The 20,679-nt window shown below is 64.4% G+C and carries 24 protein-coding genes; 10 read left to right on the forward strand and 14 right to left on the reverse strand.

What is annotated here, in order from left to right; genetic code table 11:
- The 3 genes from DYI24_RS05210 to DYI24_RS05220 all read left to right on the forward strand — a co-directional run.
- A partial coding sequence (locus DYI24_RS05210; RefSeq protein ID WP_164571504.1) for a lipopolysaccharide biosynthesis protein occupies window positions 1–1,210 on the forward strand: 1,210 nt, incomplete at its 5' end.
- A 90-nt stretch (window positions 1,211–1,300) separates the two neighbouring features.
- Window positions 1,301–1,606: a BrnT family toxin gene (locus DYI24_RS05215; RefSeq protein WP_164571505.1), complete on the forward strand. Its 306-nt coding sequence runs from the start codon at window positions 1,301–1,303 to the stop codon at window positions 1,604–1,606.
- A complete protein-coding gene (locus tag DYI24_RS05220) occupies window positions 1,575–1,835 on the forward strand; it encodes a BrnA antitoxin family protein (protein ID WP_164571506.1) in 261 nt (86 codons plus the stop codon). The genes DYI24_RS05215 and DYI24_RS05220 overlap by 32 nt, the downstream gene beginning before the upstream one ends.
- 272 nt (window positions 1,836–2,107) lie before the next feature.
- On the opposite strand, the gene DYI24_RS05225 is transcribed toward DYI24_RS05220, so the two are convergent.
- From DYI24_RS05225 to DYI24_RS05240, 4 genes are all read right to left on the reverse strand, one after another.
- Window positions 2,108–2,896, reverse strand: a complete 789-nt coding sequence (locus tag DYI24_RS05225; RefSeq protein WP_164571507.1) for a 3-hydroxybutyrate dehydrogenase — start codon at window positions 2,894–2,896, stop codon at window positions 2,108–2,110.
- Window positions 2,897–2,944: 48 nt separating this feature from the next.
- Complete coding sequence (locus tag DYI24_RS05230) at window positions 2,945–4,084, reverse strand: DUF3734 domain-containing protein (protein WP_164571508.1); 1,140 nt, start codon at window positions 4,082–4,084, stop codon at window positions 2,945–2,947.
- Between the two features lie 95 nt (window positions 4,085–4,179).
- Window positions 4,180–4,695, reverse strand: coding sequence for a CAP domain-containing protein (locus tag DYI24_RS05235; protein WP_107356796.1), 516 nt, complete (start codon window positions 4,693–4,695; stop codon window positions 4,180–4,182).
- A 247-nt stretch (window positions 4,696–4,942) separates the two neighbouring features.
- The gene (locus DYI24_RS05240) at window positions 4,943–5,980 is read right to left on the reverse strand and encodes a glutamine synthetase beta-grasp domain-containing protein (RefSeq protein WP_107345811.1); all 1,038 of its coding nucleotides are present in this window, start codon (window positions 5,978–5,980) and stop codon (window positions 4,943–4,945) included.
- A 282-nt stretch (window positions 5,981–6,262) separates the two neighbouring features.
- On the opposite strand from DYI24_RS05240, the gene DYI24_RS05245 reads away from it, so the two are divergent.
- Window positions 6,263–6,478, forward strand: coding sequence for a hypothetical protein (locus DYI24_RS05245; RefSeq protein WP_164571509.1), 216 nt, complete (start codon window positions 6,263–6,265; stop codon window positions 6,476–6,478).
- Window positions 6,475–6,657 carry a DUF2735 domain-containing protein gene (locus tag DYI24_RS05250; protein WP_012497457.1) on the forward strand — a complete coding sequence of 61 codons (183 nt, stop codon included), beginning with the start codon at window positions 6,475–6,477 and terminating at the stop codon, window positions 6,655–6,657. The genes DYI24_RS05245 and DYI24_RS05250 overlap by 4 nt, the downstream gene beginning before the upstream one ends.
- 105 nt (window positions 6,658–6,762) lie before the next feature.
- On the opposite strand, the gene DYI24_RS05255 is transcribed toward DYI24_RS05250, so the two are convergent.
- The 5 genes from DYI24_RS05255 to cysG all read right to left on the reverse strand — a co-directional run bounded on the left by DYI24_RS05255 (window position 6,763) and on the right by cysG (window position 11,772).
- Complete coding sequence (locus DYI24_RS05255; RefSeq protein WP_164571510.1) at window positions 6,763–7,698, reverse strand: glutaminase; 936 nt, start codon at window positions 7,696–7,698, stop codon at window positions 6,763–6,765.
- 164 nt (window positions 7,699–7,862) lie between these two features.
- Window positions 7,863–8,372 carry a DUF934 domain-containing protein gene (locus tag DYI24_RS05260; protein ID WP_164571511.1) on the reverse strand — a complete coding sequence of 170 codons (510 nt, stop codon included), beginning with the start codon at window positions 8,370–8,372 and terminating at the stop codon, window positions 7,863–7,865.
- Entirely contained in the window at window positions 8,359–10,014 is a 1,656-nt protein-coding gene (locus DYI24_RS05265) for a nitrite/sulfite reductase (protein WP_164571512.1), read from the reverse strand. Before DYI24_RS05265 ends, DYI24_RS05260 begins: the two co-directional genes overlap by 14 nt.
- A 10-nt stretch (window positions 10,015–10,024) precedes the next feature.
- Window positions 10,025–10,339 (reverse strand): DUF2849 domain-containing protein, encoded by a 315-nt coding sequence (locus DYI24_RS05270; RefSeq protein ID WP_164571513.1) that lies wholly within the window; start codon window positions 10,337–10,339, stop codon window positions 10,025–10,027.
- Entirely contained in the window at window positions 10,336–11,772 is a 1,437-nt protein-coding gene (gene cysG / locus DYI24_RS05275) for a siroheme synthase CysG (RefSeq protein WP_164571514.1), read from the reverse strand. Before cysG ends, DYI24_RS05270 begins: the two co-directional genes overlap by 4 nt.
- Before the next feature lie 400 nt (window positions 11,773–12,172).
- On the opposite strand from cysG, the gene DYI24_RS05280 reads away from it, so the two are divergent.
- Both DYI24_RS05280 and DYI24_RS05285 read left to right on the forward strand, forming a co-directional pair.
- Complete coding sequence (locus tag DYI24_RS05280; RefSeq protein WP_164571515.1) at window positions 12,173–14,347, forward strand: malate synthase G; 2,175 nt, start codon at window positions 12,173–12,175, stop codon at window positions 14,345–14,347.
- Window positions 14,348–14,540: 193 nt separating this feature from the next.
- Entirely contained in the window at window positions 14,541–14,741 is a 201-nt protein-coding gene (locus tag DYI24_RS05285; RefSeq protein WP_107345818.1) for a CsbD family protein, read from the forward strand.
- 141 nt (window positions 14,742–14,882) lie between these two features.
- On the opposite strand, the gene DYI24_RS28005 is transcribed toward DYI24_RS05285, so the two are convergent.
- The 3 genes from DYI24_RS28005 to DYI24_RS05295 all read right to left on the reverse strand — a co-directional run bounded on the left by DYI24_RS28005 (window position 14,883) and on the right by DYI24_RS05295 (window position 16,651).
- Window positions 14,883–15,044 carry a Thivi_2564 family membrane protein gene (locus tag DYI24_RS28005; RefSeq protein WP_205523376.1) on the reverse strand — a complete coding sequence of 54 codons (162 nt, stop codon included), beginning with the start codon at window positions 15,042–15,044 and terminating at the stop codon, window positions 14,883–14,885.
- Between the two features lie 142 nt (window positions 15,045–15,186).
- The gene (locus DYI24_RS05290) at window positions 15,187–15,852 is read right to left on the reverse strand and encodes a DUF2865 domain-containing protein (RefSeq protein ID WP_164571516.1); all 666 of its coding nucleotides are present in this window, start codon (window positions 15,850–15,852) and stop codon (window positions 15,187–15,189) included.
- A gap of 22 nt (window positions 15,853–15,874) precedes the next feature.
- A complete protein-coding gene (locus DYI24_RS05295; protein WP_164571517.1) occupies window positions 15,875–16,651 on the reverse strand; it encodes a L,D-transpeptidase in 777 nt (258 codons plus the stop codon).
- 239 nt (window positions 16,652–16,890) lie between these two features.
- Here DYI24_RS05295 and DYI24_RS05300 point away from each other — a divergent pair, with 239 nt between their 5' ends.
- On the forward strand, window positions 16,891–17,985 hold the full coding sequence (locus tag DYI24_RS05300) for an AI-2E family transporter (RefSeq protein ID WP_205523377.1): 1,095 nt from the start codon (window positions 16,891–16,893) through the stop codon (window positions 17,983–17,985).
- A gap of 100 nt (window positions 17,986–18,085) precedes the next feature.
- Here the strand turns inward: DYI24_RS05300 and DYI24_RS05305 are convergent, their stop codons facing one another.
- Both DYI24_RS05305 and DYI24_RS05310 read right to left on the reverse strand, forming a co-directional pair.
- Complete coding sequence (locus tag DYI24_RS05305; RefSeq protein WP_164571518.1) at window positions 18,086–18,484, reverse strand: hypothetical protein; 399 nt, start codon at window positions 18,482–18,484, stop codon at window positions 18,086–18,088.
- A 361-nt stretch (window positions 18,485–18,845) separates the two neighbouring features.
- The gene (locus tag DYI24_RS05310; protein WP_107345822.1) at window positions 18,846–19,652 is read right to left on the reverse strand and encodes a response regulator; all 807 of its coding nucleotides are present in this window, start codon (window positions 19,650–19,652) and stop codon (window positions 18,846–18,848) included.
- Window positions 19,653–19,853: 201 nt separating this feature from the next.
- Between DYI24_RS05310 and DYI24_RS05315 the strand changes: the two genes are divergently transcribed.
- Together DYI24_RS05315 and DYI24_RS05320 are read left to right on the forward strand one after the other, a co-directional pair.
- Window positions 19,854–20,087 carry a NepR family anti-sigma factor gene (locus DYI24_RS05315; RefSeq protein WP_199851764.1) on the forward strand — a complete coding sequence of 78 codons (234 nt, stop codon included), beginning with the start codon at window positions 19,854–19,856 and terminating at the stop codon, window positions 20,085–20,087.
- Entirely contained in the window at window positions 20,087–20,632 is a 546-nt protein-coding gene (locus DYI24_RS05320; protein WP_011159760.1) for a sigma-70 family RNA polymerase sigma factor, read from the forward strand. The genes DYI24_RS05315 and DYI24_RS05320 overlap by 1 nt, the downstream gene beginning before the upstream one ends.
- Window positions 20,633–20,679 lie beyond the last annotated feature (47 nt).

Here is a 20,679-nt window from a genome sequence, read left to right on the forward strand (position 1 = left end):
GATCCTGCTGGCGCGCTGGATGGGCGGCTCGGATTACGGCATCTACGTCTATGTCTGGACCTGGGTGCTGCTGCTCGGATCGATGCTGGATTTCGGCATCTCCGCCTCAGCCCAGAAGATCATTCCCGAATATCGCGCGCGCGGCGAACTCGACCGGCTGCGCGGCTTTCTGTCCGGCAGCCGTTGGGGCACGCTGGCGGCCTCCAGCGCGGTGTCGCTGCTGCTCGCGCTCCTGGTCTGGGCACTGGCGCCGCTGATCGGCGACGCCACCGTCGTGCCGCTGTATCTCGGCTGCCTGACGCTGCCGGCCTTCGTCGTCGCCAACACCCAGGATGGCATCGCCCGCTCACACGACTGGATGCGGCTGGGACTGATGCCGCAGTTCATCATCCGACAGGCGCTGATCATCGGCTTCACCGCCGGGCTGTTTGTCCTGGGCTTCGAGCTCGGCGCGGTGGCCGCAATGGCGGCGAGCTGTGCGGCGGTGTGGATCGCGATGCTCGGGCAGATGATCGCACTCAACCGCAGGCTGGCCGGCCACGTCCCGCCCGGCCCGCGCGCTTACGACGTCCGCGGCTGGCTCGCCACCTCGCTGCCGATCCTGCTGGTCGAGAGCTTCTACCTGCTGCTGTCCTACACCGACGTCCTGGTGCTGCAGCAGTTCAGTACGCCCGAGGAAGTCGGCATCTACTATGCGGTGGTGAAGACGCTGGCGCTGGTGTCGTTCATTCACTACGCGATGTCGGCCACCACGGCGCATCGCTTCACCGAGTACAACGCAGCCGGCGATAAGGTTCGGCTGGCGGCGTATGTCCGCCACGCGATCGTGTGGACGTTCTGGCCGTCGCTGGTGGCGACCCTGGCGTTGCTGGCGCTCGGCGAGCCGCTGCTGTGGCTATTCGGGCCGCAATTCACGTCAGGCTACGGCATCATGTTCGTTGCGGCGATCGGCCTGATGGTCCGCGCCGCGATCGGGCCGGTGGAGCGGCTGCTCAACATGCTCGGCCACCAGCATGTCTGCGCGCTCGCTTACGCTCTGGCGTTCGCAGTCAATCTCGCGCTGTGCCTGATCCTGGTGCCGCGCTTCGGCGGCTACGGCGCCGCCGCCGCCACCTCCGCGGCGCTCACCTTCGAAACCGTGATGCTGTTCTGGATCGTCCGCAAACGCCTCGGCCTGCACGTGTTGGCGTTCGGCGCGAAGGCGCACTGAGACGACTTAAGGCTCTGTTCGAGGCGCTTCGGATATCGGCTGCGCATTGACATTTGTCTATACAAATGCCTATTTGGCTAGAGGCAGCCGATGAAAATTGCCGGCTTTGATTGGGATCTCGGAAACCGAGCCAAATGCGCCAAACATGGCGTGACGGTCGCCGAAATCGAAGGCCTGTTTCGCGGCCCGGTAAGCGTGTTTCCTGATCCGGCTCACTCCACGACCGAGGAGCGCTTCAAGGCAATCGGCCGCACCGAAGCGGGACGAATGGTGTTCCTGGTGTTCACCCTCAGAACGCTGCGCGAGCGAACGCTCATCCGGCCTATTAGCGCCCGCTACATGCACCGCAAGGAGATCGCCGCCTATGAAGAAGAAGCTGCCAAAGCTGGGAAGTGACGCCGAGGCGGAAGCCTTCGTCGCCGACGCGGACCTCTCCGATTACGACCTGTCGGGCATGGTCACCATGCAGTTCGAAATGAAGCCGAAAGACAAATCGGTCAACCTGCGACTGCCGGAGCAACTGCTGTCTGCCGTCCGCCAGCAGGCGAAGGCTGCAGGTGTCCCCTACCAACGCTACATCCGGATGGCTCTGGAGCAAGCAGTGCAAAAGCGGGCGAAAAGATAGCCGCAAGCATCAAGCGGCGCTGACCTTCGAAACCGTGATGCTGTTCTGGATCGTCTGCGAACGTCTCGGCGGGCATGTGCTGGCGTTCGGCAAGACGGGGTGAGCGAGACTTACTTTATCACACTCACGTCGTCGCCCGGCTTGACCGGGCGATCGAGTATTCCAGGTCCATGACGCTCTGGAATACTGGATCCTCCGCTCGAGCGGAGGATGACGTTCGTTCGTGAGGCGAAGGCGGAGCCCGACCGAATGTGGGCGGCCCCAAACCCGCCTTAAGCGGCGGTCCAGCCGCCGTCCATCGACAGGTTGGCGCCGGTGATCTGGCTGGCATCGTCGCCGCAAAGATAGACTGCGAGAGCGGCGACCTGCTCGGGGGTGACGAACTGCTTGGTCGGCTGGGCAGCGAGCAGCACGTCGTTGATCACCTGCTCCTTAGTGAGACCCCGCGCCTTCATGGTGTCGGGGATCTGCTTTTCGACCAGCGGCGTCCAGACATAGCCGGGCGAAATGCAGTTGCAGGTGATCTTGTGGGTGGCGAGCTCCAGCGCCACCGTCTTGGTCAGGCCGGCGATGCCGTGCTTGGCGGCCACATAGGCCGACTTGAACGGCGAGGCGACCAGCGAGTGCGCCGAGGCGGTGTTGATGATGCGGCCCCAGCCGCGCTTCTTCATGCCCGGCACCGCGGCGCGGATGCCGTGGAACGCCGACGACAGGTTGATGCCGATGATCGCGTCCCACTTCTCGATCGGGAAGTCCTCGACCGGCGACACGAACTGGATGCCCGCGTTGTTGACGAGGATATCGACCGAACCGAAAGTGGTTTCGCCGAGCTTGATCATCTCGGCGATCTCGGCGGGCTTCAGCATGTCGGCCGGCGAATACACCGCCTTGACGGCGAAGTCGGTCTCGATCGCTTTGCGCTCCTTCTCGATCGCGTCCGCGTCACCCATGCCGTTGATCACGACGTTGGCGCCGGCCTTGGCAAAGGCGCGCGCATAGCTGAGCCCGATGCCCGAGGTCGAGCCGGTCACGACCGCGGTCTTGCCTGTCAGATTCGTCATCATCCGCTCCTGTTCGCGAGGTTGAGAAAGCGGCGCAGATCTGGCCGCTTATTCGAATGCATCCCGGGTGAGGTCCCAGGTCACCATGGTCTCGCCGTCCTGCGGCGCCTGTTGCCAGCTCTGGTCGCGCATCGAGACGTAGACGTCCTGCTCGCCGGCCTTCCAATGCTCGATCATGTTCAGCCGGGAGAAATCGTAGTCCTTCGACGACGCCTCATAGTCCCGCTTACGATAGATCAGATGCACCACGGTGACGGTGTTCTCTTTGGCCGCCTCATGCAGGATGGCGTAGGCCGGATCGTCACGCAATTCCGCCGGCAGCCGATCGATCAGATCGCGCAGCGCCTTGCGGGTGTTGTGGATCATTTTGTTCTTGTCGGTATTCAGCCGGGTGCGGCTGGAATAGCGGATGTCCTTCTCGCGCTCGGCAGCTTCCAGCAACGTTTCCGGCAGGCGGCCGCGGGAGCTGAACAGATCGACCTGAAAGATCAAGAGATCGTCGCGCTGCTCGCAGTCCAGCACGTAGTCGAGCGGCGTATTGGAAGCGACGCCGCCGTCCCAATAATACTCGCCGTCGATCTCGATCGCCGGAAAGCCGGGCGGCAGCGCGGCCGAAGCCATGATGTGCTCAGGGCCGATGGTCTGCTTGGTGGTATCGAAATACACGAAGTTGCCGGTGACAATGTTGACCGCACCGACACTCAGGCGGATGCCATTGTGGTTGAGGCGGTCGAAATCGACCAGCCGCTCCAGCGTCGAACGCAGCGGCGCGGTGTCGTAATAGCTGAGGTGGGAGGGCTTGCCAGACGGCAGCAGGTGCGTCGGCGGAAACCGCGGGGTGAAGAAGCCCGGAACCCCGAAGGTGGCGATCATCGCCGCCGAGGTCTCGTTGAACAGCGAATGCACGTGGTCGTCGCGCAGCAGCGGCTGCCACGGCACCGGCGACGAGGCCATCTCCCAGAACTGCTTCAGCTTCTCGACGCGCTGCTCGCGCGGATTGCCGGCGATGATCGCGGCGTTGATGGCGCCGATCGAGATGCCGGCGAGCCATTGCGGCTCGAAATCGTGATGGCACAGCGCCTGATAGGCGCCGGCCTGATACGCGCCGAGCGCCCCGCCGCCTTGCAGCACCAGCACGCGGCGCGCGTCGCAGGGCCTTGCGGCCTTCCTGTGCGGTGTCGAGTCCATCTGGTCGGTCGCACCTTAAGCAAGAACGGCGGCAACTTGGCGATGCACGGTGCCAGCGTCAATTGCGCCAAGGGCGTGAGCCGATCACGCCCGGTTTATCGCGGCGTGTCGGTTGAAGCGAGGATCATGGTCCAGAACACCTTGTATTTGGTGCCCGGCGCATAGCTGGCGGCGATGCCGATCCGGTCGACGCCGGTCTTCAGCATGTTGGCCCGATGCGGCGGCGAATCCCGCCAGCCCGAAAAAGCTTCCGCCAGCGTGTGATAACCCGCCGAGACGTTCTCGACCGCGACCGCTGCCGGATACCCCGAGGCGTTCAGCCGCTGCGCCAGCGGCGCCTTGACGTCGTGGTCGAGCTTGTTGCGCCTTGCCATGGTCGATGACTGGTCCTCGGCGAGCTTGGTCAGCGCCGGATCCACCGTCACCGGACCAAGCCCGTTGTTCTGGCGATATTGTGAGATCATGACGGCCGCTGCGGCGACATCGACCTTGGCACCCTCACGCGCCATGCTCTGATACATCGACGGCGTATCGACCGACGGTGCGACATCGCCGCCGGCACACCCGGCCAGCACCAACAGGCCGAGAACGGCCATCACCCCGCGAAACATTGTCCAGATTCCCCATTCGCGCGCGATCGGCACTGCCGGCCCGTCACCGGCTCACGACGCGCCGGGCAGTTGTTGCACGTCAACAGTGGCTGAAAGGTGAAGATAGCCGCCCGAGCGCTTGCGACCGAGAGGACCAGCAATTCGCACGAAAAAACGCGCCAAAACAAACGAGAGCAATCATATTCAGGGCATCAAAACGGCAACGGCCCGGACTTGCGTCCGGGCCGCGAGCAGTCGCCGTGGAGGTTCAGGCGGCGGCCGCCGACTTCGAGGTGGGGACCGACGAAATCGTCTTCAGAACCTGGGACGCGATCTGGTAAGGGTCGCCCTGCGAGTTCGGGCGGCGATCTTCCAGATAGCCCTTGTAGCCGTTGTTGACGAAGGAGTGCGGCACGCGGATCGAGGCGCCGCGATCGGCGATGCCGTAGGAGAACTTGTTCCACGGTGCGGTCTCGTGCTTGCCGGTGAGCCGCATGTGGTTGTCCGGACCGTACACCGCGATGTGGTCGTCAAGGTTGTCTTCGAACGCCTTCATCAGCGATTCGAAATACTCCTTGCCGCCGACTTCCCGCATGTAGCTGGTCGAGAAGTTGCAGTGCATGCCCGAGCCGTTCCAGTCGGTGTCGCCGAGCGGCTTGCAGTGGAACTCGATATCGATGCCGTACTTCTCGGTGAGACGCAGCATCAGGTAGCGCGCCATCCACATCTGATCGGCGGCGGTCTTCGACCCCTTGCCGAACACCTGGAATTCCCACTGGCCCTTCGCCACCTCGGCATTGATGCCTTCGTGGTTGATGCCGGCGGCGAGGCAGAGGTCGAGATGCTCTTCGACGATCTGGCGGGCGATATCACCGACGTGCTTGTAGCCGACGCCGGTGTAATACGGGCCCTGCGGCGCCGGATAGCCGGCCTCGGGGAAGCCGAGCGGGCGGCCGTTCTTGTAGAAGAAGTATTCCTGTTCGAAGCCGAACCAGGCGCCTTCGTCGTCCAGAATGGTGGCGCGGGTGTTGGTCGGATGCGGGGTGACGCCGTCAGGCATCATCACTTCGCACAGAACCAGAATGCCGTTGTTCCGCGCCGCGTCCGGGTACATCGCGACCGGCTTCAGCACGCAGTCCGAGCTATGGCCTTCGGCCTGCATCGTGGACGAGCCGTCGAACCCCCACAGCGGAAGCTGCTCGAGCGTCGGATAGATCTCGAATTCCTTGATGGTGGTCTTGCCGCGCAGGTTCGGCGTCGGCTTGTAGCCGTCGAGCCAAATGTACTCGAGCTTGTACTTGGTCATGCGGTCCTCTCGTTGGAGATGCCACCGGCATTCGGCCGATGACGGACACGGAACCGCACCCGGCGGCCTTCGGTCCTGCGAACATGAAGCATTTAATATGCCAAAATGAGCCAAATCGCCGCAGGCAGATCCGCGGCGGTCGCGCGGCAACTTCGATGAGCAAGACAGTGTCGGCCCTGCGCGGTCGCGGAGCGCGGAACGCCAGATTCCTCCGTATTTCCCCGCACCCACCGCGGTGAACAAAATTAACCCCTCGGGCGCACGATTTTCTCGGAAGGGGGAGTGCGCAACCAAGCCATCCCGGCCGCGTTGCATCAATCCAATGCCGAGTTCGTCAGCAAACGGGCGAATGCGCAAAGAATCGCCAGTGGCTGGTTCTTTGTTGATCATTCTGCCTGCACGCGAAGCAATCGCGTTATCATCCGTTGCGACGCGCGGCCGGACCGCTCGTCGAGCCAGCTTCATCGACCCGAAGGAGAGAAAGGAGAGATCGCGTGAGTAGCCTGAATCAGACCTCCGCCAAGATCTACCAGTTCCCGGTCGGCGGCCGGGATGGAGCCAACCGCACCGCGCTTCCGAGCAGCGAAGCGGCGTCGAATCCGGCCAATATCCTGACCTGCTCGAGCTGGTATCACGAGATCGCGATGCTTGAAGAGCAGTCCACCAAGCGGCCATGACACCGCAGCTTGCGCGGCGCCGCCGCCGCGATCATTCGAACGACTGACGAAGGGCCGGCGCACGCGTTCGGCCCTTTTTTTTGCGCCGGGTCGTTCGGCTGTTTGTCAGACGCCGAAAATCGACCAGCCCATGCGCTTGGTCAGCGCCTCCAGCGCGACGCGACCGAGATGGGAGTTGCCCGCGGCATCGAGCCCCGGCGCCCACACCGCGATCGAGGCTTTGCCCGGCGCGACCGCGAGAATGCCGCCGCCGACGCCGCTCTTGCCCGGCAGGCCGACCCGATAGGCGAATTCGCCCGAACCGTCATAGTGGCCGCAAGTCAGCATTAGCGCGTTGATGCGGCGCGCGCGTTCGCTCGACACCACGTTGAGTCCGGTCGACGGGTTCTGGCCGTTATGCGCCAGGAAACGCCCGGCCATCGCCAGCTGTCGGCAGCTCATCGCGATCGCGCAGTGATGGAAATAGACGCCGAGCGTGTACTCGACCGGATTGTCCAGCACCCCGAACGATTTCATGTAATTGGCGAGCGCAGCGTTGCGGAATCCGGTGCGCTGCTCGGATTTCGCCACCGCTTCATCGATCGCGACCGTGGAATCGCCGGCGAGAAACTGCATGAACCGCAGGATCTCGCCGAGCGCTTCGCGCGGCTGATGCCCGGACAGGATCAGATCGGTGACGGCGATCGCGCCGGCATTGATGAACGGATTGCGCGGGATGCCGCGCTCGTGCTCGAGCTGCACGATCGAGTTGAAGGCGGAGCCCGACGGCTCACGGCCGACGCGCCGCCACAGCCGATCGCCGGCCTTGCCCAGCGCCAGCGTCAGGGTGAACACCTTCGAGATGCTCTGGATCGAGAACGGCAAATCGGCGTCACCGGCGGCGGCGACATGGCCGTCGGCACCGATCACCGCGAGGCCGAAGGCTTTCGGATCGACCCGCGCCAGTTCCGGAATGTAGCTCGCCACCTCGCCGCGGTCCGTCCGCTGCGTCATCTCATCGGCGATTTCGGCAACGACACGGTCGAGAAGCTGATTGCTCATGGCGGCGCATTTGATGCAAAGCGCGCACCAGGTCAACGGCGGCGTGATGGTCGAAGCTCTCCCCGTCATTGCGAGCGAAGCGAAGCAATCCAGGAGCCACGCGTGCGGCCTCTGGATTGCTTCGTCGCTACGCTCCTCGCAATGACGGCGTGGAGAACTGCGGCTTAACTGGCCGACGTCAGATGCCGCTGGCGGCGGAGCTGCAGCGCGCTGAGGTGACCGTCGCCGGTCGGCTGATAGAATTCGGTGTAGCGATGCGTCGCTTCGCCGAAGGCGTGCGCGTCGGCTTCCTTCTTGACGTCGAGCGCGTCGAAGCCATTGCGGACCAGGAAGGTGAACTGGTCGCGCAGCACCTGCCCGGTGGCGCGCAGTTCGCCGCGATAACCATAGACCTCGCGCAGCCGCCGCGCCTGGCTGTGGGCGCGGCCATCCTTGTAGGTCGGAAACACCAGCGCGATCAGCGCCAGACGGTCGAGCCAGGGCTTCAGCTCGGCGACGTCGCGGTTGTTCGGCCAGATCACGCCGAGCGGGCTGTTGCGCGCCACCAGCCGCTTGGGATCGGCCAAAAAGCGCGTAGCCGAAATCAGCACCGAACCCGCGGCCGGCAACTCTGCGTCGTCGGCCACGGCAACGAACTCATCGGCCGTAATCTGTCCGTTCTTAACGAGTGGCATAGACCCGCTCCTTGAAGGGCTCGAGGCCGAGGCGCTTGACGGCGTCGACGAACAATTCGTCCGGCCGCTGCCGCAGGCTGAGATAGGCCTCGACGATATCTTCGATCACGTCGGCGACTTCGCCGTACGGCACCGCGGGGCCGATCAGCACCCCGAGCTCAGCGCCCTCGTCGGCACGACCGCCGATGGTGATCTGATAAAACTCCTCGCCGTTCTTCTCGACGCCGAGAATGCCGATATGGCCGACGTGGTGATGGCCGCAGGCATTGATGCAGCCGGAGATGTTGATGTGCAGCCGCCCGATCAGCGCGGCGGTCTCGGGGCTGGCGAACCGGCGCGACAATTCCTGGGCGATCGGGATCGACCGCGCATTCGCCAGCGAGCAGTAATCGAGGCCCGGGCAAGCAATGATGTCGCTGACCAGACCGACGTTCGGTGTGGCGAGGCCGAGCTTGTCGAGCGCGGCCCACAGCGCGGGCAGGTCACGCTTGGCAACGTGCGGCAACACCAGGTTCTGTTCGTGGCCGACGCGGATCTCGCCGAACGAATATTTGTCGGCCAGGTCTGCGACCGCATCCATCTGCGCGGCGGTGGCATCACCAGGCGGGCCGCCTGCCGGCTTCAGCGACAACGTCACGATGGCATAGCCATCCTGGCGGTGCGGCGCGACCGAGTTGTTGCGCCACGCTTCGAAGCGCGGGTCGCCGGCCGCGGCGCGCAGCTCGTCGGGTTCTACCGGCAGCTTCTCGTAGGCCGGATAGATGAAGCGCGAGCGGATATCCTCGATCATCTCGTCGTCGAGCGTCAGCGGGCCGTCGGCGATCTCTCGCCACGCCTGCTCGACTTCGGCGGCGAACTTCTCGATGCCGAGCTCGTGCACCAGGATCTTGATGCGCGCCTTGTAGATGTTGTCACGGCGTCCGTACTGATTGTAGACGCGCAGGATCGCCTCGATGTAGCTGAGGATATCGCGGCCCGCGACGAACGACTTGATGGTCCGGCCGATGAACGGACTGCGGCCGAGCCCGCCGCCGACCAGCACTTCGAAGCCGGTCTCGCCGGCGTCGTTCCTGACCAGCTTCAGGCCGATATCGTGGATCTTGATCGCGGCGCGATCGTGATCCGAGGCAGTGATGGCGAACTTGAACTTGCGCGGCAGGAACGAGAATTCCGGATGCAGCGCGGTGTGCTGGCGCAGGATTTCGGCCCAGACCCGCGGGTCTTCGACCTCGCCCGGCGCAACGCCGGCCCACTGATCGGCGGTGACGTTGCGGGTGCAATTGCCAGAGGTCTGCATCGCGTGGATGCCGACTTCGGCCAGATCCGCAAGCGCGTCGGGCAAATCCTTCAGCGCGATCCAATTGAACTGGATGTTCTGCCGGGTGGTGAAATGGCCATAGCCGCGGTCGTAGGTCCGCGCCACATGCGCCAGCTTCCGGAGCTGTGCCGACGACAGCGTGCCGTACGGAATGGCCACGCGAAACATGTAGGCGTGGAGCTGCAGGTACACGCCGTTCATCAGCCGCAGTGGCTTGAACTCGTCCTCGGTGAGTTCGCCCGACAGGCGGCGACTCACCTGGTCGCGGAATTCTTCGACGCGCTCGTGGACGATGGCGCGGTCGATGTCGTCATAAGCATACATGAAACAGCCCTCAAGCCTGGACGGGCAGCGCGATGGTGACGCCGTCGCGGCGGATTTTTTCGCGCAGATTGCCGGGGCTAATTGCCCCGTCGGCGCCGATCTCCACCGGCGCGATATAGGCACCGACCGCTCCGACATCGTCGGCGGTCGCAGCGGCGAGCAGCGCGCGCGCCGGCTCGGCCTCGCGCACGATGGCGGCGTCGGCCAGATCGGTCGACCAGCCGCTCTGCGCGGTTCGGTAAATCACCACGCCATCGGTGGTTCGGTTTGCGGTCACCACCGAGGGACCGGTGATCTTGATCTTCTGTTGCAGCGGGGACGTCATTCGGCGGCCATCTGATAGGTCGAAACGAGTTGCAGGAGTTGTTGCTGGCGCCACGGCGCGGAGTGAGCGACGACGTCGCCGATCACCAGCAGTGCCGGGCCGCCGTCGACCTGATCGACCAGCGCCGGCAGATCTTCGAGCGTGCCGACAGCCGAGACAGCGTCCGGACGCGTCACCCGCGCAAACACGCCCACCGGCGTATCAGCCGCGCGGCCGGCGGCGAGCAGCCCTTCGCGGATCGTCGGCGCCGCGCTCATGCCCATATACACCACGACCGTCATCTTCTGATCAGTCAGCGCCGACCAATCGACGGCCTCGGCATCTTTGGCCTTGTGGGCGGTGAGGAAGGTGATGCGCAGCGCCTCGTGGCGATAGGTCAGCGGCACCTCGAACTGCGAGGCTGCACCGAGCGCCGCGCTGATGCCCGGCACCACCGCGTAGGACACGCCGGCCTCGCGCAGCGCTTCGACCTCTTCGCCGCCGCGGCCGAACACGAACGGATCGCCGCCCTTCAGCCGCACCGCGCGCTGGCCGGACCGGGCCGCTTCGATCAGCAGCTTGTTGATCGCGTCCTGACCGATGCCCGGCTGGCCGACACGGCGGCCGACCGGCAGGCGTTTGGCGTCGCGCCGGATGCGGTCGAGGATCTCGGGCGAAACCAGCTCGTCGTAGAACACCACGTCGGCGTCCGACAGCGCCCGCAGAGCTTTGAGCGTCAACAAATCAGGATCACCGGGACCGGCGCCGACGATGCTGACATGACCGTCAGCGCGGCGGCCGAGCGAATGCCGCGCGTAGTCGGTGGCATCGTCGATCTTCTTCAGTTCGGTCTCGGCATCCGCCAGCCGCCCGTCGAGCACCGCGCGGCCGATCGGGCCGTCGACGACGCGCTCCCAGAACCGGCGGCGCAGCGGGAATTCAGGAATCCGTGTCTTGATCGGCGTGCGCCAGCGGCCGATCAGCGCGGCCAGCTCGCCGATCCGCGCCGGCACCACGGTCTCGATCAGTTCGCGGAGGCGGCGCGCCACCACCGGCGAAGACCCGCCGGTGCCGATCGCCACCACCACGTCGCCGCGATCAACGATCGCCGGAAAGATGAAGGTGGAGTGCGACAGCTCGTCCATGACATTGACCGGCACGCCGAGTGCCCGCGCCTTCGCGGCCAGCGGAGCGGCGACCTCGCCCGCGCCCGCGCACAGCAGCGCGATCGCGCCGGTGAGGTCAGCGGCGGCCGGATCGCCGTCCGGGAAACTCACCCGCGCCCGCTCGGCCTCGGTCAGGCCGGCCAGACCGCGGTCGCCATCGGTGACGTACCAGCGGACCGACGCACCGGCGCCGAGCAACAACCGCAGCTTGGCGCGCGCCATCTCGCCGGCACCCACCAGCACCACGGGTCCCGTCGCCAGATCCAGAAACACTGGAAGAAATCGCATGTCCGCTCCATCGCCACCTGGGGCTGTTTAGAATTATTTTCTCCGCTTCCGCGATACAAGCAGGGTCGGAAGAAAATCATTCCATTCCACCTCCGCCGATCCGTAGAGAAATTTCGCCCCTCGTCGCCACTTGGCAGAGACAGTCTTTCTCGGCCGCATCGGGAGTCTGAGCTGAGCAAGGGCCGTGCCGCCCTCCTTCCTGCCACGACTCCCGGCAGATCGGCATTTGGGCCGGGAACGAAAGGGTTCCCGGCGGTGCCTGGCCGCAGCCAGACAGTGCGGGCCTTCTCTTTTGGCGACCTTTGACGCTAAAAGGAGCACCCGGCGCCGCTACGCGGCGACCGGTCATTTGACCCCTGAAAAGGCGCCAGCGCGCCGTTTTCTCGCGAGACATCCAAAAATGAATCGTATTGACGCCCACGGACTGAAAATCGCGCCTGTGCTGTTCGACTTCATCGCCAAGGAGGCCGCGCCGAAAACCGGCATCGCTCCCGACGTATTCTGGGCCGGACTCGCTGCGATCGTTCGTGATCTGGCGCCGAAGACCCGCGCGCTGCTGAAGACCCGCGACGATCTGCAGGCCAAGATCGATGCGTGGCATCTCGCCAACAAGGGCAAGAAGCAGGACATGGCGGCCTACACCGCGTTCCTGAAAGAGATCGGCTACCTGCAACCCGAGCCGGCGACCGCGCCGGTCGAGACCGCCAATGTCGACGAAGAAATCGGCAAGCTGTGCGGCCCGCAGCTGGTGGTGCCGCTGTCGAACGCGCGCTACGCGCTGAACGCTGCGAACGCGCGCTGGGGCTCGCTGTACGACGCGTTCTACGGCACCGACGCGATCCCGCAGGAAGCCACCCAGACCAAGGGCTACGACAAGGCCCGCGGCGACAAGGTGATCGCCAAGGCCAAGGCGTTCCTCGATCAGGCCGCGCCGCTCGCCACCGGAAGCCACAGCGACGTCACCGGCTACAGCGTGATCGCCGGCCAGCTGTCGGCCAAGCTGAAGAGCGGCAATGCCACCGGCCTGAAGAAGCCGGCGCAGTTCGCCGGCTTCCGCGGTGATGCCGCCAGTCCGAGCGCGGTGCTGGTGGTCAACAACGGCCTGCATATCGAGATCAAGATCGACCGCGCCAGCGCCATCGGCAAAGACGATCCGGCCGGCGTCGCCGACCTGATCATCGAGTCGGCGGTCTCGACCATTCTCGACATGGAAGACTCGGTCGCCGCCGTCGACGCTGACGACAAGGTGCTGATCTATCGCAACACCCTCGGCCTGATGGACGGCACGCTGTCGGAGAGCTTCGAGAAGGGCGGCAAGACCGTTACCCGCGCGCTCAACGGCGACCGCACCTACACCGCACCGGACGGCAAGGAAATCTCGCTGCACGGCCGCAGCCTGCTGCTGATGCGCAACGTCGGTCACCACATGTGGACCGATGCGGTGCTCGACAGCGAAGGTCAGGAGATCCCGGAAGGCTTCCTCGACGCTGCGGTGTCGGGCCTGATCGCGATCCACGATCTCAAGCACCTCGGCAAGAGCCGCAACAGCCGCACCGGCTCGGTCTACATCGTCAAGCCGAAGATGCACGGCCCGGACGAAGTCGCCCTCACCGTCGAGCTGTTCGGCCGCGTCGAAAAGATGCTCGGCCTGACCGAGAACACGCTGAAGGTCGGCATCATGGATGAGGAGCGCCGCACCACGGTGAACCTCAAGGCCTGCATCCAGAATGCGAGCAAGCGGATCTGCTTCATCAACACCGGCTTCCTCGACCGCACCGGCGACGAGATCCACACCTCGATGGAAGCGGGTCCGATGATCCGCAAGAACGAGATGAAGGCGCAGCCCTGGATCAAGGCCTACGAGGACTGGAACGTCGACACCGGTCTGGTCGACGGCCTGCCCGGCCACGCCCAGATCGGCAAGGGCATGTGGGCGGCCCCGGACAAGATGGCCGACATGCTGGCGCAGAAGATCGGCCATCCGCAGGCCGGCGCCACCACCGCCTGGGTGCCGTCGCCGACCGCAGCAACGCTGCACGCGCTGCACTATCACCAGGTCGACGTGATCGCGCGCCAGCAAGAGCTGGCCAAGGGCGGCCCGCGCGCCAAGCTCGAGGACATCCTCACCATTCCGGTGTCGAATTCGAATTGGGCGCCGGACGATGTCCGCCAGGAGATCGACAACAACTGCCAGGGCATCCTCGGCTACGTGGTGCGCTGGATCGACCAGGGCGTCGGCTGTTCGAAGGTGCCGGACATCCACGACGTCGGCCTGATGGAAGACCGCGCCACGCTGCGCATCTCCAGCCAGCATCTCGCCAACTGGCTGCACCATGGCGTCGTCACCAAGGAGCAGGTGATGGATTCGCTGAAGCGGATGGCCGTGGTGGTCGACAAGCAGAACGAAGGCGATGCGCTGTACCGGCCGATGGCGCCAGATTTCGACGGCGTCGCGTTCGAAGCCGCGTGTGACCTGATCTTCAAGGGCCGCGCTCAGCCGAACGGCTACACCGAGTTCATCCTGCATGAGCGCCGCCGCGAAGCGAAGGCGGCGCACCTCGAATCGGCGCGCTAAATCAGCAGACCTGTTACTTCCGCAGTCACGAGACCTCCCCCCCAGGGGGAGGTCTTTTGTTTTGGTAGCTCGTTACTTGCTGCTGATTTCAAGGCCGCAAACCGCAAGCCTTGGGTGACGGCTTGCCGCAGCGGAAGTCGGAACCATCCTCAGCACCGCCCGTTGACCGGCATCCAAAACACTGGAGGACAGGATGGATTGGAACCGCGTTGAAGGTAACTGGAAGCAGTTCAAGGGCAACGTCAAAGAGAAGTGGGGCAAGCTTACCGACGACGATCTCAACGTGATCGAAGGCCGCCGCGACCAGCTCGAAGGCAAGCTGCAGGAGCGCTACGGCTACGCCAAGGACCAGGTCCGCAAAGACGTCGACGACTGGTTCTCGACCCTGAAGTGATCGGGCATCACAGCTCGACATGCAAAGCCCCGGCGAGAGCCGGGGCTTTTTGCTTGTCGGCAGTATCGTGATAACTGATGGCGATTCTGCTTTGCGGCGCCCAAAGAAAAGGCCGGGCGATGGCCCGGCCGGATTGCTGGCTTAGAACACCGCCAGATATTTCAACAGCGATACCACGCCGATGATGATGACGATGATCCGTGCGATCTGTTTGGCGCGGCCGTCCATCGGCAGCATGTTGATCAGATACAGCACCAAAATGATGACGAGAAATGTAATCAGAATTCCGATCAGAATGCTCATCTTCCTAGCTCCAACCCGCGGTCGCGCCGCACCGGATCAATCGCCAAGACGCTGATCAGTTCCAACTTCGGAACTATCGTAACTCTCCATGAGAATACCGCGCGGCAGACGCGCGGCTTCCCAACTGTTGGCAGCCGAGGGATTAGTCCTGGGCCAGCACCGGGACCTTGGAATAGCCGGCGCGGACGTGATCGGCGCCGGAGGCCGGGGCGAGCGCTACCTTGCCGTCGTTGCCGGAGGCGTTACGGGCCGCGACCATCAGGCCGTCCTTGCCGGCGATGATGTCGCCCTTGCGCACCGTCGGATCGTCCTCGATCGGGATCTTAGCGAGGCCGAACTGGTCTTTGCCGTTGCAGGTGCAGCCGGCAACGATCTCGGTGCGGAATTTGAAGGCGTTCGGCAATTCGGAATATGGCTTTCCGCTGGACGTGCGGGCGTTCTCGATCGACAAGCCGTACACCACCTTGGTGTCGCTCGACGGGCAGAAGCTGTTGCAGGTCTCGGCCTTGGTATCGCCCCCGCTGGACGAGATTGGGAAATAACGCCCGTCGCAGGTTCGGACGCAGTACGCCTGCCCGCCGGTCGAATAGGTGCGCGCGCTCGGACGGGACATCCGCTCACGCGTGTCCCGGCCATACCCGTCATCAGCAAACGGCAGCGCCGGCATCCGCGGCTGATAGCGCGGCGCCTGGAAGCCGCCGAACAGCGCCTGAAAGAAATCCTGCGCATGCGCCGGAGGCGTCACCACGGTCACAGCCGCAAGTGCCGCGGCACCGATTCCGATCTGGCGTGAGGTGAGCTTGCGCATGACGGTCTCCGGCTGTCTGGCGTTAGTCGATCGACGAGGCTGAGATGTTCATGGCCTGCCGGCCGGGCCGCGGGGTCGAGCGCGCTTCGATCGGATGTGAGCCCGACTTCGGCAGCACCACGACGCGGGTCCCGATCCCGGCACGACTGAACAGATCCTCGACGTCCTCATTGGTCAGCCGGATGCAGCCCGAGGAGACGAACTTGCCGATCGTCGACGGATCATTGGTGCCGTGGATGCGGTACGCGGTGGAGCCGAGATACATCGCCCGCGCACCGAGCGGGTTGCCCGGGCCGCCGGCCATGAAGCGCGGCAGATAGGGCTGGCGCGCAATCATCTCCGCCGGCGGCCGCCAGTCCGGCCACTCCGCCTTACGGGTGATGGTCTGGACGCCGGCCCAGGTGAAGCCTTCGCGGCCGACGCCGACGCCGTAGCGGATCGCCCGACCACCGCCGAGCACGTAATACAAATAGGTGTTCGAGGTATCGATCACGATGGTGCCGGCCGGCTCCTTGCTCGGATAGCTCACCACCGTCCGGCGCAGCCGGTCAGGGAGCTGCGCGTCCTCGTTCGCGTCGACCGCAACATCGTTATCCGCTGGTTCGGACGGCGCGAGCATCGCCTCGTCGGATTCGAACGGGGCGAACTGCGGCGGCTGCGCCGCATAGCCGAGCGCCTGGGCGGCAGCCGGAGTCGCCGGCAGCGCAAGCGCGAGCAAAAGCGCAGCACCGGTCGCCGCCACCGAATTGAACGCGCGTCCCGGCTGCGGGACGCATGCAGACAGCATCGTGGTGATCATGGAAAGTCCCCGCTGTTAGTTGCGACGTCCGTGCGGCGTCGGCGAGAGAACGCGGTCCCGCTCCAGTCCGTTCCCGCACTTGGCTCAAGCGATGCGCAAAGGCGTCAGCAGCGAGCCCGGAACCTTCTTGGTCGATCGTCGTTGCACGCAGCGGCAGTCTTCGATGGTTGCGCCGTCATCCGGCCCGCTCGCCGTCGACTTCCACGTCTCCACACATAACTCAGACGCTGGGTGGTCCATTGCGCGTACTTCCCGCCGAGCCTGCCGGCACGCCGCTTCCCGACAGCAAGGACGAGCGGCCGCCGCTGATCCGGCGCACCGAAGTCGTTGCGCTCGCTCTGGTCGCCCTGCTGGTGATCCTGCTGGTCGGCCTGCTGTACGTCGGAAAGCCATTCTTTTTGCCGATGGTCACCGCCTTCGTGGTCGGCACCATGGTGTCACCGGCGGCAAGCTTCCTGGAGCGCTTCCGGATTCCCCGCGCGGTCAGCGCGGTGCTGATCGTGGCGCTGGGGCTCGGCACAGTCACCTTCATGATCGGGCTGATCTCGGCACCGCTGATCGAGTGGAGCAGCCGGATTCCCGAGGTCGGCTCTTTATTGCGCGAAAAGCTGCACGTGCTCGATCGGCCGCTGCAGATGTGGCGGCAGATCCAAAGCTCGTTGAGCGGCTCCGAAAGCCTGCCGCAGAGCTCGGTGCAGATGCCGAAGATCGACTGGGTGTTCGAATTCCTCTCGCCCACCCTCACCGAGCTCCTGCTGTTTCTGGTGATGCTGGTGCTGTTCGTGGCGAGCTGGAAGGATCTCCGCCGATCGCTGGTGATGGTGTTCGCCGGCCGCGATGCCCGGCTGCGGACGCTGCGGATCCTCAACGAGATCGAAGGCAGCCTCGGCGCCTATCTGCTGACCGTCACCGTCATCAACCTGTGCTACGGCGCTGCCACCGGCCTGATCTGCGCCGCCGCGGGGATGCCGAACCCGGCCGGTCTCGGCGCGCTGGCGGCGGTGCTGAATTTCATCCCGATCATCGGGCCGTTCGTGATGTTTGTCGTGCTCACGGTCGTCGGCATCATCAGCATGCCGACCCTGGGAGCCGGACTGCTTGCCCCGTTGGGCTTCACCCTCCTCACTTTCTTCGAAGGCCACTTCATAACCCCCACGATCATCGGGCGGCGACTGTCGCTGAACGCGCTGGCGGTATTCATCACCCTGGCATTCTGGACCTGGCTGTGGGGGCCGATGGGAAGCTTCCTGGCCTCCCCGCTGCTGATCGTCGGGCTGGTGCTCAAGGAGCACCTGATGCCCGAGGACACACCGCAGCTTCCCGGCGGCGACTGAGGCCGGCGCGCCGGCCTAACGCCCGCTGACCGCGAACGCCTCAAACGAAAACATCCGCCCCAGGGGCGGATGTCGGATGCTCTGTTAACTGATGAAAGCGTTACGCGACGCAACGTCCGGGCTGGAGTTGCTTGGCAACCTCGGTGAGGACACTCACCACCGGCTCGCAGGCTACGATCCGCTTCGGCGCCATCGCCGGCTTGGTGGTGGCCGCGGGCGCGCGACCCGCCGCTCCATCGGCCTGCTCCTTGGGGATTCGGACGAGAACCGATTGGCCGATCAGCGTCACGGCAAAGGTCTGGCCGGGCTGCATATCGGCGCTGATACCAGCACGATCGGCTTTGCCCGAACGGTTGACGTCTTGGGGTGCCGGTGCGGCGACTGACGCCTGCTGCATCAGTCCGGCGTGACCAAGGTCTTCGCCGACAGCCAGTTGAGCCGCGCCAAGCGTTCCGGTGATAGCAATGGCGCCCAAAATTCCCCGCACGATCTGTGACATGGTATCTTGCCGCTTTGTTGTAGCTGGCGTTATGCCGCTTTTCCCTGTTGCGGCACCGCCAACTACGCGTTCGCGATGCACACAATGATTAATCGCGGGAGCGGCAAAGCGGTTCGATAACCATCGATCAACAGAGCGTGTTAACGTTTTTAGCAGTTGACGCGGAACGGTTTTTACCTACCGGCGTTCAACCGACGCCGGTTAAGTCCCCCTGCCCCGAAGCCGGCGATACAGGGCGCGGCTGTGTGATGCCAGCCGCGCCCTGTTTGATTCCCAGCCTCGGCACGTTACTCGCAGCAAAGCAAAACGCCGCCCGGCAGAGCCGGACGGCGTTGGTCGTTTTCGGCCGGTGGCGGAGTGATCAGGAAGCGACCGCGTTGGGCTTACGGTTGCGCGAGTTGCGCTGAAAGAACAGCGCCTGGCTGGCAACCGCCGAGACCATCGCAGGCTGAAACGGCTTGGAGATCAGGAAAGCCGGCTCCGGACGTTCGCCAGTCAGGAAGCGCTCGGGATAGGCGGTGATGAACACCACGGGCACTTCGAAGGTCCTTAGCAGTTCGTTAACCGCGTCGAGGCCGGAGCTGCCGTCGGCGAGCTGGATGTCGGCCAGGATCAGGCCGGGCTTCTTGGTCCGTGCCAGCGCGATCGCGTCGGCGTGGGTGCGGGCGACACCGATCACGTTATGGCCCAAGCCCTTGACCAAGCTCTCAAGATCCATCGCGATGAAGGTCTCGTCCTCGATGATGAGAACGTCGGTGGCGATCTCCTCGGCCATCTCCTTGCCGGCGGTCTCGACCAACTGACGGACTTCGGTGACCTCGGCCTGCAGTACGAAGGCGACTTCCTCTTCCGAGAAGCCCTCAAGGGACAGCAGCAGAAAGGCCTGGCGGGGGAGCGGAGTGATCGCCGACAGGCGGCGTTCCGATGGCATCGGCAGCGTCCGAACGTCGGATTCGTCGTTCAGGGCGACCGAGTTCCAAATCTGGGTAAACAAACGGAAAAGACCGGCCCGAGGACCGTGCCGCTCGTCGAGCAGGGCCGGATCCTGGAGCAGCGCCTCCAGCATGGCGCCTACGTAAGCGTCGCCGGAGGTCTGGCTACCGGTCAGCGCGCGCGCATAGCGGCGCAGCAAGGGCAAATGCTCTGCAACAACCTGTGATCTCGACATCCCCACTCCATCAGTCATTCGGCCATCGCCAGCGGCGGGCCGGCACCTCTGCGAGGGCAACTACGCCCGAGCGGGGCAAAAGTTCCATTCTCGTGTGGAACTTTCATGCCGGGATCGCATTAGGGTCCCGTGAACGGCGACAGATCAAGAAAACCCTCGAAGTTCAGGGGACTTGACCATGGGGAAAACATTGGATCAGTCATGCAAGAATTCAAGGCTCAAACCATGAAGAAGTCGGCTCCAGGCACTAAGGGAGGTCTCAACGCCGAAATCCAGGCCCGGATCGGACATCAATTGCGCGCGATGTACGACGACGTGGTCCGGCAAGGCGTTCCTGATCGGTTCGCGGAGCTGATCAAGAAGCTCGACGATCCGCAGCAGGCGGCTGAAGCCGCCAATGCCTCGGACTCGACTGCGACCGAAGGGAGGGACTAATGCCTCTCACCGATTCCCTTCGTGACGACATTCTCGCCGCCGTGCCGAGCCTGCGCGCGTTCGCTATCTCGCTGAGCGGCAACGCCGATCGTGCTGACGACTTGGTCCAGGAAACCCTGCTGCGAGCGCTCGCCAACATCGACTCGTTTCAGCCGGGCTCGAACCTGCCCGCGTGGTTGTTCACGATCCTCCGCAACCTGTTCCGCTCCGACTATCGCAAGCGGCGCCGGGAGGTCGAAGACGCCGATGGCAGCTACGCCAAGACCCTGAAGTCACAGCCGGGACAGACCGCGCATCTCGAGTTCGAGGAATTCCGCGCCGCCCTCGACAAGCTGCCGCAGGACCAGCGTGAAGCGCTCATCCTGGTTGGAGCCTCCGGGTTTTCCTACGAGGACGCCGCGGCGATCTGCGGTTGTGCGGTCGGCACCATCAAGAGCCGCGTCAACCGGGCAAGATCCAAGCTCAGTGCGCTGCTTTATGTCGACGGTGCTGAAGACTTCGGACCCGACGACACCGTCCGTGCCGTGATTGGCGGCAACGGCTGATCCACCGCCGACCCGGCGGGGATCGCTCGATCCAATGACGCATCGAG

The sequence above is a fragment of the Rhodopseudomonas sp. BR0C11 genome, assembly GCF_010820945.1.
GTDB classification, from domain to species: domain Bacteria; phylum Pseudomonadota; class Alphaproteobacteria; order Rhizobiales; family Xanthobacteraceae; genus Rhodopseudomonas; species Rhodopseudomonas palustris_H.

What these genes read in the sequence shown, in the direction of transcription:
- DYI24_RS05240 (WP_107345811.1), bottom strand. Translation starts at nt 5,980, where the DNA reads ATGACCAAGTACAAGCTCGAGTACATTTGGCTCGACGGCTACAAGCCG.
- DYI24_RS05270 (WP_164571513.1), bottom strand. Translation starts at nt 10,339, where the DNA reads ATGACGTCCCCGCTGCAACAGAAGATCAAGATCACCGGTCCCTCGGTG.
- DYI24_RS05260 (WP_164571511.1), bottom strand. Translation starts at nt 8,372, where the DNA reads ATGCCACTCGTTAAGAACGGACAGATTACGGCCGATGAGTTCGTTGCC.
- cysG (WP_164571514.1), bottom strand. Translation starts at nt 11,772, where the DNA reads ATGCGATTTCTTCCAGTGTTTCTGGATCTGGCGACGGGACCCGTGGTG.
- DYI24_RS05310 (WP_107345822.1), bottom strand. Translation starts at nt 19,652, where the DNA reads ATGTCGAGATCACAGGTTGTTGCAGAGCATTTGCCCTTGCTGCGCCGC.
- DYI24_RS05255 (WP_164571510.1), bottom strand. Translation starts at nt 7,698, where the DNA reads ATGAGCAATCAGCTTCTCGACCGTGTCGTTGCCGAAATCGCCGATGAG.
- DYI24_RS05305 (WP_164571518.1), bottom strand. Translation starts at nt 18,484, where the DNA reads ATGTCACAGATCGTGCGGGGAATTTTGGGCGCCATTGCTATCACCGGA.
- DYI24_RS05285 (WP_107345818.1), top strand. Translation starts at nt 14,541, where the DNA reads ATGGATTGGAACCGCGTTGAAGGTAACTGGAAGCAGTTCAAGGGCAAC.
- DYI24_RS05290 (WP_164571516.1), bottom strand. Translation starts at nt 15,852, where the DNA reads ATGCGCAAGCTCACCTCACGCCAGATCGGAATCGGTGCCGCGGCACTT.
- DYI24_RS28005 (WP_205523376.1), bottom strand. Translation starts at nt 15,044, where the DNA reads ATGAGCATTCTGATCGGAATTCTGATTACATTTCTCGTCATCATTTTG.
- DYI24_RS05220 (WP_164571506.1), top strand. Translation starts at nt 1,575, where the DNA reads ATGAAGAAGAAGCTGCCAAAGCTGGGAAGTGACGCCGAGGCGGAAGCC.
- DYI24_RS05225 (WP_164571507.1), bottom strand. Translation starts at nt 2,896, where the DNA reads ATGACGAATCTGACAGGCAAGACCGCGGTCGTGACCGGCTCGACCTCG.
- DYI24_RS05230 (WP_164571508.1), bottom strand. Translation starts at nt 4,084, where the DNA reads ATGGACTCGACACCGCACAGGAAGGCCGCAAGGCCCTGCGACGCGCGC.
- DYI24_RS05280 (WP_164571515.1), top strand. Translation starts at nt 12,173, where the DNA reads ATGAATCGTATTGACGCCCACGGACTGAAAATCGCGCCTGTGCTGTTC.
- DYI24_RS05265 (WP_164571512.1), bottom strand. Translation starts at nt 10,014, where the DNA reads ATGTATGCTTATGACGACATCGACCGCGCCATCGTCCACGAGCGCGTC.
- DYI24_RS05295 (WP_164571517.1), bottom strand. Translation starts at nt 16,651, where the DNA reads ATGATCACCACGATGCTGTCTGCATGCGTCCCGCAGCCGGGACGCGCG.
- DYI24_RS05235 (WP_107356796.1), bottom strand. Translation starts at nt 4,695, where the DNA reads ATGTTTCGCGGGGTGATGGCCGTTCTCGGCCTGTTGGTGCTGGCCGGG.
- DYI24_RS05320 (WP_011159760.1), top strand. Translation starts at nt 20,087, where the DNA reads ATGCCTCTCACCGATTCCCTTCGTGACGACATTCTCGCCGCCGTGCCG.
- DYI24_RS05315 (WP_199851764.1), top strand. Translation starts at nt 19,854, where the DNA reads ATGCAAGAATTCAAGGCTCAAACCATGAAGAAGTCGGCTCCAGGCACT.
- DYI24_RS05215 (WP_164571505.1), top strand. Translation starts at nt 1,301, where the DNA reads ATGAAAATTGCCGGCTTTGATTGGGATCTCGGAAACCGAGCCAAATGC.